This is a genomic window from Gordonia otitidis NBRC 100426 (genome assembly GCF_000248075.1).
Classification (GTDB): Bacteria; Actinomycetota; Actinomycetes; order Mycobacteriales; family Mycobacteriaceae; genus Gordonia; species Gordonia otitidis.
The window spans coordinates 18331-30300 of the sequence record NZ_BAFB01000109.1; the positions used below are offsets into that span (position 1 = coordinate 18331).

General features: G+C 65.5%; 9 protein-coding genes. 6 read left to right on the forward strand and 3 right to left on the reverse strand.

Features of this window, described 5'->3' with window-relative positions; translation table 11 throughout:
• Positions 1–30: 30 nt before the first annotated feature.
• Positions 31–1467: a glutaminase A gene (gene glsA, locus GOOTI_RS11175; RefSeq protein ID WP_007238696.1), complete on the reverse strand. Its 1437-nt coding sequence runs from the start codon at positions 1465–1467 to the stop codon at positions 31–33.
• A gap of 64 nt (positions 1468–1531) precedes the next feature.
• Entirely contained in the window at positions 1532–2791 is a 1260-nt protein-coding gene (locus GOOTI_RS11180) for a helix-turn-helix domain-containing protein (RefSeq protein WP_007238697.1), read from the reverse strand.
• A gap of 186 nt (positions 2792–2977) precedes the next feature.
• Between GOOTI_RS11180 and GOOTI_RS11185 the strand changes: the two genes are divergently transcribed.
• The 3 genes from GOOTI_RS11185 (at position 2978) to GOOTI_RS11195 (ending at position 7525) form a co-directional block, all read left to right on the forward strand.
• Entirely contained in the window at positions 2978–4831 is a 1854-nt protein-coding gene (locus GOOTI_RS11185) for an NAD(P)/FAD-dependent oxidoreductase (protein ID WP_007238698.1), read from the forward strand.
• A gap of 167 nt (positions 4832–4998) precedes the next feature.
• Positions 4999–5877, forward strand: a complete 879-nt coding sequence (locus GOOTI_RS11190) for a universal stress protein (RefSeq protein ID WP_007238699.1) — start codon at positions 4999–5001, stop codon at positions 5875–5877.
• 19 nt (positions 5878–5896) lie between these two features.
• Positions 5897–7525 carry an APC family permease gene (locus GOOTI_RS11195; RefSeq protein ID WP_083835900.1) on the forward strand — a complete coding sequence of 543 codons (1629 nt, stop codon included), beginning with the start codon at positions 5897–5899 and terminating at the stop codon, positions 7523–7525.
• 15 nt (positions 7526–7540) lie between these two features.
• On the opposite strand, the gene GOOTI_RS11200 is transcribed toward GOOTI_RS11195, so the two are convergent.
• Positions 7541–8236 carry a GntR family transcriptional regulator gene (locus GOOTI_RS11200; protein WP_007238701.1) on the reverse strand — a complete coding sequence of 232 codons (696 nt, stop codon included), beginning with the start codon at positions 8234–8236 and terminating at the stop codon, positions 7541–7543.
• 156 nt (positions 8237–8392) lie between these two features.
• Here GOOTI_RS11200 and GOOTI_RS11205 point away from each other — a divergent pair, with 156 nt between their 5' ends.
• From GOOTI_RS11205 to GOOTI_RS11215, 3 genes are all read left to right on the forward strand, one after another.
• Positions 8393–9247, forward strand: coding sequence for a fumarylacetoacetate hydrolase family protein (locus tag GOOTI_RS11205; RefSeq protein ID WP_007238702.1), 855 nt, complete (start codon positions 8393–8395; stop codon positions 9245–9247).
• A gap of 6 nt (positions 9248–9253) precedes the next feature.
• Positions 9254–10174: a VOC family protein gene (locus GOOTI_RS11210; RefSeq protein ID WP_007238703.1), complete on the forward strand. Its 921-nt coding sequence runs from the start codon at positions 9254–9256 to the stop codon at positions 10172–10174.
• A gap of 109 nt (positions 10175–10283) precedes the next feature.
• Positions 10284–11970 (forward strand): FAD-dependent monooxygenase (locus GOOTI_RS11215; RefSeq protein WP_007238704.1); only part of this gene is annotated, 1687 nt, incomplete at its 3' end.

The window sequence follows — 11970 nt, forward strand, 5'->3', positions numbered from 1 at the left end:
GGAACCACGGGTTCACTCACGCCGAAGGCGTCAGGCGTTGCGATACCGCTTGAGCAGGAAGTGCTCTGCGTCGTCGACGGCGTCGACCATCGACGGGTGCACATGCGGAAGCGTCGGGTCGAGCCCCTGCAGTTGCTCGGGCACGGCCAGGTTGTGAACGACCGTGTCGGAGCGATGGCGCTCGACGCTGGCGCGCACCTCACCGTCGGGGTCGACGAGCACGACGCGCTTGCCGCTCTCGTCGGCGGTGCGCTTGACGGCCAACATCATGGTGCGCGCCACCGGGTCGATCACGCCGACGCGCGAGATCTCGATGATCACCACGTCGACGCGTTCGATGTCGTCCTCGACCCGACGTAGCGCGCTCTCGGCGCTACCGAAGGACAGGTCGCCCTGCAATTCGTACACCCGCACGCGATCCCGGCAGGTCCGCAGGAAGCTTCGCTCCTCCTCGGTCCAGTCGTCACCCACCGGGTAGTCGGCGATGTCGTAGGTCGCCCTGATAGTGACGCGGCTCTCGCGGGTGACATTGAACATGTGCAGACCCAGATCCGTGGACAGGTGCTCGCAGGTGTCCACGCCGCGCACGCTGTTGCCGTGGGCGTCGAGACGTGGCGAATAGACCCCGATGCCCAGTTGGCCGGGCAGTACCGCCAGAATGCCGCCTCCCACACCACTTTTGGCGGGCATCCCGACCTCGGTGACCCAGTCGCCCGCGGCGTCGTACATACCGCACGTGGTCATCACGCTCAGCAGACGTTGTGCGACCTCCTGACTGAACACCTGCCTGCCGGTGCGCGGATTCGCTCCTCCGCAGGCGATCGTGGTGCCCATCACCGCGAGGTCGTCCGTGGTCACCTCGATCGCGCACTGGCGGAAATAGAGCGCGATCGCGGCGTCCGGGTGGGTGTCGAGCGCTCCGAAACTGTCGAGCATGTACGCGATCGCGCGATTGCGCGATCCCGTCGCGGCCTCCGATTCGAAGACCGTCTCGTTGAGCGTCAACTGGCGTCCCGCACATGCCGAGTAGAACGCGAGGATGTCATCGAACACCTTCTCCACGACCTCGGGTCCGACGTCGCGGACCGGTGGGAGCAACAGCGACGAGGCGACGATGGCGCCCGCGTTGATCATGGGGTTCTTGGGCCGACGCCGTGCGTCGACGCTGATCTGGTTGAACGCCTCGCCCGACGGTTCGACGCCGATCTTCGCATCGACCTCGACCGGTCCCAGCCGACTGAGCACCATGGCGTAGGTCAGCGGCTTGGACACCGACTGGATGGTGAACGCGGTGTCCGCATCACCGAGTGAGTAGAGGTAGCCGTCATGCATGGCCACCGACAACCCGTAACCCTCGGGATCGACGGCCGCGAGCTTGGGGATGTAGTCGGCCACCTCCCCCGCCCGATCGTCGACACAATCGGCCATGATCTTGCGTAGGTAGCCGTCCACATGCGAAACCGTCACGCCTGACCGTAACCCGCCGACGATCACCGGTCGAATGACCCATCAGGTGAGCGCACCATGCTCGTCAGACCTCGCGCGTCTCGGACCCTCGCTGCCCTCCCCGTGCATCCCTCACGTCGACCCCTGCTGCGAAACGGTACGGATTCGCGGCCAGCAGACCGCCGAGACTCTTTCGCAGACGCGACATCTCGGCACGGACGGTCACCGTGCGGTCGTCGGCACCGAACAGTTCCTCCGACATGGCGGCCGCACTCAACCCGTTCGGGTGGTCGACAAGCAGTGCGAGGATCTCTGCGTGGCGAGGCGACGGACGATACGTCCAGGAGCCCTCCGTGCCCGAGACGCGCACCATCGGAGCGTGGCGGTCGTCGAGATCGAGTTCGACGACCGTTGCCCGTGCGGGCCCCTGGTCGTCGCTGACACGCACGAGCCATCCACCGGGCAGTGGCTCGAACTCGCACGCCCCGACGGCATGCAACCACGCGCGTCCCGGCTCCGGACGTCGCGGGAGGATCAGCCGCGAACACGGCGCCACCGAGTCCACGGCCGCGACCCAGCCGTCGGCGTCGACGGCGAGCGCTGGGCCTGACGAGCGCGCGAGGATCGGTGCCGCGACCGCGCGCAGTTCGTCGAGGCGGCGTCGATGATGTTCGCGTAGTTGAGATTCGGCGAGTTTGGCGACCGCACTCACCAGCGCCAGCGTCGTCGGGTGGATCGTCGAGGCGGGTCCGCTGACGTCGACGACGCCGAGCAGCGAGCCTGACCGTGGATCGCGGATCGGCGCACCCGCACACGTCCACGTGTGGTGGGTGCGGACGAAATGCTCGGCGGAGAAGACCTGGACCGGTCCCCCGGACATCAGTGCGGTGCCGATGGCGTTGGTCCCGACGGAGCGTTCTCCCCAATCGGCGCCCTCGACGAATCCGAGGCGATCTGCGCGGTGGAGGACCCGCGTCTGCCCTCCACGCCACAGGATGCGACCCGACGCGTCGGCGATCACGAGAATGTTGTCGCCGTCGGCGATCATCGCGTCGAGGCCGCCGGTCAGATCGTCCAGCACGAGCGCCAGTGGCGACTCGCTGCGACGCGCCTCGAGCTCGGCGGCGTCGATGAGGTGTTCGGGCGATCCGTGATCCGGATCGACCCCGGCGTCAAGGACTCTTCCCCACGACTGGCCGATCACGTCGCGTGGACGCGCCGGCGGACGGTTACCCGACATCGCGGCGTCGTAGACAGCGGCGAGGACCGCGGCGTAGTGCCGCGGGTCGTCGCCTGCGCCGACCGCCGGCTCACCGTATCGGGAGGGTGCTGTAGCTGACATCACCAGTGATTGTGCTCTCGATCACACCCCAGTCGCAAAGGGGTTGGGCATCGCAACCCGCTGCAACCCTTGCACGCCGCACTCCACGGCGAGTGTGCTGTGGCTCACAGGGTGCGTTCACCGACACGGCCTCGACGCCAGCACCCCGGACCAGATGACAACGAACGACACCCACCACGAGGAGCAGCGATGACCCAGACGCTCGAACCGACGACCGGTCCCGACCAGTCGAACCCACGCACACCGACCGAGCGCGTCGAGAGGTGGCTCGCCGACTTCGAGTCGGCGCTGAGGGCGCGGGACATCGCGGCGGTGTCAGGGATGTTCGCAACGGATTGTTTCTGGCGTGACCTCGTGGCGTTCACCTGGAACCTGAAGACCGTCGAGGGTCGCGAGCAGCTCGCGGACATGCTCACGGCGCGACTCGACGACACCGACCCCGGATCGTTCGCGTCGACGGAGACACCGACCGAGGACGACGGTGTTGTGACCACTTTCCTGTCCTTCGAGACAGCCACCGGTCGCGGTGACGGCGTTCTGCGATTGCGGCCCGCGGCCGGCGGCAGCGATCGCGATGAGGCCTGGACGTTGCTGACCACACTGCAGGAGCTCAAGGGACACGAGGAACCGAGTGGGGCGAGCAGGGTGCTCGGCGCGGTGCACGGTTCCGACCCCGACGCGCGGTCATGGGCCGAGCGCAGAGAGGCAGAGGAGGCCGAACTGGGCCGATCCCGCCAACCGTATGTACTCGTCGTCGGTGGCGGCCAGGGCGGCATCGCGCTCGGTGCGCGACTGCGACAGCTCGGTGTCCCCGCGATCGTCGTCGACAGCCACGACCGGCCGGGCGACCAGTGGCGGGGACGCTACAAGACGCTGTGCCTGCACGATCCGGTCTGGTACGACCACCTTCCGTATCTCCCCTTCCCCGACAACTGGCCGGTCTTCGCACCCAAGGACAAGATCGGCGACTGGCTCGAGTTCTACACACGCGTGATGGAGGTGCCCTACTGGTCGAAGACGACGTGCACGTCGGCGACCTACGACGAGGAAGCGGGCAGATGGACCGTCGAGGTGGTACGCGACGGTGAGCATCTCACCCTGACGCCGACTCAACTCGTCCTCGCGACGGGGATGTCGGGCAAACCCAACGTTCCCACGTTTGCCGGGCAGGACGTCTTCGCCGGTGAGCAGCACCATTCGAGTCAGCACCCGGGACCCGACGGCTTCGTCGGCAAGCGCGTCGTGGTCGTCGGCGCGAACAACTCCGCCCACGACATCTGCAAGGCACTCGTGGAGAACGGAATCGACACCACGATGATCCAGCGATCGTCGACGCACATCGTGCGCTCGGAATCGCTCATGGAGATCGGCCTCGGGGCGCTCTACAGCGAGCAGGCCGTCGCGTCGGGCATGACCACCAAGAAGGCCGACCTCACATTCGCCTCACTGCCGTACCGGATCATGCACGAGTTCCAGATCCCGCTCTACGACCAGATCCGCGAGCGTGACAAGGACTTCTACGACCGGTTGGAGGCCGCAGGGTTCGACCTCGACTTCGGTGACGACGGATCCGGGCTGTTCATGAAGTACCTGCGACGCGGTTCGGGCTACTACATCGACGTCGGCGCGTGCGATCTCGTCGCCGACGGCACCATCAAGCTCGCGCACGGACAGGTCGATCACCTCACCGAGAACTCCGTGGTTCTCGACGACGGCACCGAACTCCCCGCCGACGTCGTCGTCTATGCGACGGGATACGGGTCGATGAACGGCTGGGCAGCCGACCTGATCGGCCAGGACGTCGCCGATCGCGTGGGGAAGGTCTGGGGCCTCGGGTCGGAGACCACGAAGGATCCCGGCCCCTGGGAGGGTGAGCAGCGCAACATGTGGAAGCCCACCCAGCAGCCGGGGCTGTGGTTCCACGGCGGCAACCTGCACCAGTCCAGGCACTACTCGCTCTACCTCGCCCTGCAACTCAAGGCGCGGTTCGAGGGCATGGACACCCCGGTGTACGGCCTGCAGGAGGTCCACCACCTGAGTTGACGCTGCGTCGACACCACGGTCGACGATCAACTGGCCAGTATGTCCTGCGCGATCAGCTCGCGTAGGACATTCTGGCTAGTGCGGGAGAGGATGGCCCAGCGCACAGTGTATCCACCGCCGTGAACATCGGACTCCCTCACGTGTCGACCGAAACGGAGCGCAAGCCCATGACCACCACTCGGCCCAACCTGCTGGTCGCCTATCTGGCAACACCCGGCGGCGAGGATGCGCTGGCACTCGGGGCGCAGCTGGCCCAGTCGTTCGATGCCGATCTGAAGATCTGCCTCGTCGTACCCCCGTCTTCTCCCGTCGATCAGGCCGTCGCTCCGGGAGACTTCCAGGAGATCCTGGACCGACAGGCGACGACATGGCTCGACGACGCGCTCGATACCCTGCCCGACGAGGTTCACGGTGCCGGCTACGTCGCCGAATACGAGAACACCGCGGAAGGACTCTCGACGGAAGCCGAGCGCCTGAACTCGTCGATGATCGTCGTGGGCGGGTCCGGCGGCGGCATCCTCGGACGCCACACTCTCGGATCGGTGGTCACCAATCTCCTCCACACGTCGACGACCCCGGTCGCCGTGACACCACGAGGTATGCGCGAGATGGTCGCCCCGGTCACGCGGATCACCTGTGCGGTGGGTCGACGCCCCGGAGTCGACGCCCTGCTCCGAGCAGCGACACAGGCATGCGCCCGCGCAGGGGTTCCGCTGCGTCTGTTGTCCCTGCTTCCCGTCGACAACGGCATCTCGAACAACCACGACAAGGACTCCGACGCACACCACGCTGTCGCCGATCACCTCGACACGACGGTCGCTGCAGTGCGCGCCGATCTGCCGGACGGTCACCCGATCACGACCGCGATCGCGACCGGCAAAACCGTCGAAGACGCTGCTGCGTCGCTGGACTGGGAGCCGGGCGATCTGCTCTATGTCGGCTCGAGTCGGCTTGCTCAGCCGTTCCATCTGTTCCTCGGGTCCACTGCTGCGAAGATGCTGCGGGTACTCGCGGTCCCCATGATCGTCGTCCCCCGCGGCGCCTGAACCACGGAGATCTGCAGAGATGAGCACATCGCACCAATCCCCGACCGAACCGGCCGGCGGCGATTCGTCGAACGACGCGTCATCGAGCACTCCGGCCCCGAGCAGCGGGTCGCCGGATGGTCAAGCGCCGAACGGGGATCCGTCGACCGCGGTGACCGTCGACTCCGGCAGCAAGGGACTCGCCTCGGGAAAGGTCGGCGTCTTCTCCGGCGCGATCCTCGGGATCTCGACGGTTGCGCCCGGCTACACACTGACCGCGAGCATCGGGTTGATCGTCGCGGCGGTCGGCCTCAAGATGCCTGCCATCTTCATCGCCGGATTCATCCCGATGTTCCTCACCGCGTACGCCTACCGGGAATTGAACTCCGACACCCCCGACTGCGGAGCGTCGTTCACCTGGTCGACCAAGGCGTTCGGCCCCTACGTCGGGTGGATGTGCGGATGGGGCATGGTGGTGGCCACGATCATCGTGTTGTCGAATCTCGCGGCGATCGGCGTGCAGTTCTTCTACCTGATCATCGCCCAGATCTTCGACAAACCCTCGATCGCGGACCTCGGCACGAACAAGCTCGTGAACATCCTCACGACATTGGCGTTGCTCGCGATCGCCACCTGGGTGTCGATGCGGGGTATCACGACCAGCGAGCGAATCCAGTACGTCCTCGTCGGGTTCCAGCTCGTCGTGCTGTTCGCTTTCGCGATCATCGCGTTCGTGAAGGTCGCTGACGGATCGGCGCCCGCCGGACTGCATTTCGACATCGATTGGTTCAACCCGTTCACGGGGCTGACCATCTCGGCGTTCGCCGTCGGACTCACCGGGTCGATCTTCGCCTTCTGGGGATGGGACACGTGCCTCACGCTAGGCGAGGAGTCCAAGGATCCCAAGCGCACCCCGGGACGTGCGGGACTGCTGTGCGTGATGTCGATTCTTTTCACGTATCTACTCGTCGCGGTCGCCGTGATGATGTACGCGGGAGTCGGCACCGACGGTGTCGGGTTGGGCAACGAGAACAACGCCGAGAACGTCTTCGGCGCCCTCGCCGACCCCATCCTGGGCCGCTGGGGTGGCGTACTGCTGTTCGCCGCGATCCTCGTCTCGTCCATCGCGAGTCTGCAGACGACGTTCCTCCCGGTTGCACGCACCATGCTCGCGATGGGCAGTTACGGGGCGTTCCCGAAGAAGGTCGCCGAGATCAGCCCACGCTTCCTGTCACCGTCGTTCGCAGCGCTCGTGGCAGGAGTCGTCACGGCAGTCTTCTACACCGTCGTGACCATCCTGTCCGAGCGCACGCTCATCGACACGATTGCAGCGCTGGGCATCATGATCTGCTGGTACTACGGCATCACCGCGTTCGCCTGCGTCTGGTATTTCCGCCGCGAGTTGTTCTCCTCCGTGCACAACTTCTTCTTCAAGTTCTTGTTCCCACTCCTGGGTGGCGCAGCACTGATCATCGTGTTCATCATCTCGGTCGGCGAGAGCATGAACCCCGACAACGGTAGTGGCGCTTCCATTTTCGGTGTCGGACTCGTCTTCTACATCGGCTTCGGACTACTCGTGCTCGGGTTGTTCGTGATGCTGTACCTGCGCGTGCGCCAGCCGGCATTCTTCAGGGGCGAGACCCTCCCGCGCTCACTGCCGAACTCCTGAGGTCGCGCCATACGGTCAGGTCGCGACGGCGCCGTCCACGGCGATGTCGCTCGCGACGAGCAACTCCGTGGTGTGCGAGATGTGCTCGCGCAGTGCGGACACGGCGCCGAGGGCGTCACGTGCGAGTGCCAGCTCCATGATTCGACGATGCTCGCCGTCGAGGTCGCGATTCTTCTCCTGCCCCAATGGTTGCGACCAGCGCCGGTAGAGCTCGGCTTCGTCACGTAGCCCGTTGGCCAGTTGCAGGAGTTTCTTGTTCGCGCATCCCTCGAGCAGCGCGCGGTGGAAAGCCGCATGCGCCCGAGCCCAGTCGTCGGTCACCCGAACGGGTTCGTCGCCGGTCAGATAGCGGGTGCCAACCATCTGATGGTGCGCGGCGACAACCGACGACTCCCATGCGAGGTCCCCGTCGCCGATCGCCCGCCCGAACACCAGCCCCTCGAGTTCGAGCCGTGCATCGGTCAGTTCGCGGAGTCGGGGTACAGAAATCTCCGTGACCGCGTATCCGACGTTGGCCTCGTTGGTCACGAGTCCTTCGAGGGAGAGCCGCGTGAGTGCTTCGCGCAGCACGCTCATACTCACGTCGCAGTCGGCGGCGAGCGCACCGAATTTCAACCGATCACCCGGCAGATACCGACCACCGAGGATGTCGCCGCGCAGTCGCTCGTAGACGAGGTCGCCTCGTGTCTGTTTCGCCTTCGATGTCGCCACGGGTCCACCTTAACCGAACATCGACACATCAGTGTCTCATCTCCATATTTTCGAAAATCTATTGCAATCACGAATACGTCGGGGTAGACCTGAGATCAGCAACTGTGATGCCGATCACCACATGGCACCGGCGCGCAGCAATACACAGGAGTGAGCATGCGTCTTGGAGTTCTCGAGAACCGGGCGGTACTGGTCGACGAAAGCCTGCACCTGGCAGTCGACGTCGCCATGGCCAGCAACGACCGATTCGGCCCCTCGGTCACCTCGATCTACAACCACTGGGACGACTTCGCCGACTGGGCGACGGGCATCGATCCCACCACCGGGAGTGTCTTCGACGCCACCCTGGAGAATCCGATCCCGGAGCCGGGGCAGGTGTTCGCGATCGGCCTCAACTACGCCGAGCACGCAGCGGAGTCCAAGTACGACGTCCCCGACTTCCCGCCGGTCTTCACCAAGTACCGGACATCGCTGGCAGGTCCGGTCGGCGTCGTCGAACTGACCGGTCCGAAGGTCGACTGGGAGGTCGAACTGGTTGCAGTGATCGGTCGGGTGGGGCATCGCGTCAGCGAAGCGAACGCCTGGGACCACGTGGCAGGGCTGACGATCGGCCAGGACATCTCCGACCGTGAGACACAGTTCAACGCGCACCCACCACAGTTCAGCCTGGGTAAGTCGTACCCGGGTTTCGCTCCGCTGGGCCCGGTCGTCGTGACGCCCGACGAGTTCGACGACCGCGACGATCTCGAGCTCAGTTGCGACATCAACGGAGAGCAGATGCAGAAGGGCCGGACGTCGGAGATGATCTTCTCCGTCGCTCAACTGGTGTCGCGACTGTCCCACATCACACCGCTGCTTCCGGGCGACGTCATCTTCACCGGTACGCCCTCCGGCGTCGGGATGGGCAGAACCCCGCAGCGCTTCCTCGGCGACGGCGACGTCCTCACGTCCCGGATCGCCGGCATCGGCGAGATCGCACAGCGTTTCGTCTCGCCGGCCGGAACGCGGTGAGCTGCGATGTCACTGCACAGATTGGCGTCGGTCACCGTGGGCGTTCCGAACGTCGCCGAGACACTCGCCTACTACACGGAGTTCGGCCTGACACCGACCTCGAACGGGTGGCTGTCGAGCACCGACGGCGGCGAGCAGCTTCGGATAGTCGAGGCTCCGACACGCCGCCTGCTCGAGTTGTCGGTCGGGGCTGACGATCTCGACGACATCGATCGCATCCACCACGAATTGGTTTCGAAGGGGTTCCTCGCCCAACGACATGGCGACGAGGTGACCGCGCACGAGCCGGTCGCCGATCTGCGTGCAACCGTGCGCGTACTGCCACGCCTGAACCAGACGCGCGTCGAACCGACGCCGTACAACGGGCCGGGCCGGATCGAACGACTCGGCCGCGCGCCGGGCGTGCTCCGGGACTATCCGATCACACCGCACAAACTCGGTCACGCCGACCTGGGATCAACCGATTACGTGGAGACCTGCCGATTCTTCGTCGACGGGCTCGGCTTCAAGATCAGCGACCACATCAAGGGTCACGGGTCGTTCCTCCGATGCTCGCAGGACCACCACAACGTTCTCGTCATGAACTCGCCGGTCACCTATCTTCATCACACGTCGTGGCAGGTCGACGACATCGACGACGTCGGCCGCGGCGCAGCCGCGATGCTCGAAGGACATCCGGAACGACACGTGTGGGGGCTCGGTCGTCACCACGCCGGCTCGAACTTCTTCTGGTACCTCAAGGATCCCGCCGGCAACTTCTCCGAGTACTACTCCGACATGGATTGCATCCCCGACGATGCGCTGTGGACGCCGGAAGACCTCGAGGGCGCCCGCGGACTGTTCAACTGGGGCCCACCGCCTCCGCCGAGTTTCCTCGCCCCCGAGGATCTGGCCGCGATGATGACCGGCGCTCACTCGACACACTGATCGGACCGCGACCACCGGCCGCGTCCGCTCGACGGCTGCCCTGCAGCCCCCACCCTGTATCCGCATTCCGGCACGACGCCGGTCTTCTCGACCACGGAGGTCGACCCCGATGGAAACCGTCACCACAGATGTCCTGATCGTCGGCGCAGGTCCGGCGGGCCTGACCGCAGCCGCACTCCTCGCGAAGTACGGAGTCGCGGCCCTGACAGTGAGCAGGTACTCGGGTACCGCGAACTCGCCTCGCGCGCACATCACCAACCAGGGCGCGATGGAGGTCTTCCGCGACCTGGGCATCGAGGACCGCGTCCGCGCGGCTGCTGTACCCAACGAATTCATGGGGAACAACGTCTGGGCAACGAGTTTCGCCGGAACCGAGATCGCACGACTGAAGTCGTGGGGATCCGGAACACTACGGCACGCCGATTACCAGGTGTCGAGCCCCACCCAGGTGTGCAACATCCCGCAACACATCCTCGAGCCGATTCTGTTGCAGGCCGCGCGGGAGTTCGGTGCCGAGATCCGGTTCAACACCGAGGCGGTATCGGTGCGCGATACCGACGACCACGTCGACGTGATCGTCCGCGAACGCACCACCGGAGCCGAGTACCGGGTGCACGCCCGGTACGTCATCGGCGCCGACGGCGGTCGGTCGACTGTGGCCTCACAGATGGAGTTCGGCCTGCGTGGCGAGATGGGTCTCGGTGCTGCAATGAACATCTGGCTGGAGGCCGACCTCACCGAATACACAGCGCATCGCCCCGGCACGCTCTACTGGATGGCGCAGCCTGGCAACGACTACTGGGTCGGAAGCGGCACGTGGATCTGCGTGAAACCGTGGACCGAGTGGGTGCTGCTGTGCATGTACAACCCCGAAGACGGTGAACCCGATACCTCGGAGGCCGCGGTCATCGAGCGTGCACGCACCACCATCGGTGATGACTCGGTCGACATCCGCATCAAAGCGGTCAGCACGTGGCAGATCAACCACGTCATCGCCGACACCTTCGGCAAGGGACACGTGTTCCTCGCCGGAGATGCTGCTCATCGGCATCCGCCCGCGAACGGCCTGGGCACGAACACCTCGGTCCAGGACTCGTTCAACCTCGCGTGGAAACTCGCCATGGTACTGCGCGGCCACGCCGACCCCGCACTGCTCGACACCTACACGCAAGAGCGCCAGCCCGTCGGCGAGCAGGTGGTCGACCGTGCGATGCGTAGCGTCCGCGACATGCTTCCGATCTCACAGGCCCTGGGCTTCGAACCGGGCCAATCGGCGGAAGACGGCTGGCGGATGCTCGCCGAGCTGTTCTCCGGCACCGAACAGGGCGCAGCGCGGCGTCGCCAACTCGACGACGCTGTGGCGCTGCAGAACTACCAGTTCAACGCCCACGGAGTCGAACTGGGACAACGGTACTCGTCAGCATGCGTCATAAACGACGGAACCGACTACCCGCCCGACGATCGCGATCCCGAACTCTACTACCGGCCGACAACGCACCCGGGCGCGCGCCTGCCCCACGCCTGGGTGGAAAAGGGTCGACGCCGGGTCTCCACGATCGACGTCACCGGGCACGGCGAACTCACCCTCGTCGTCGGCGAGAACGGTACCCGTTGGGCCGACGCGGCCCGACGGGTAGCCCGCGAGTTCAGAGTCGGTCTTCCAGTCCGCGCCATCGGAACGGGATGCGAATACCACGACGTACTGCGTGAATGGACCCAGCAACGCGAGGTCGGCGATGACGGCGCATTACTCGTCCGACCCGATCATCATGTTGCGTGGCGCAGCATGGCGATGT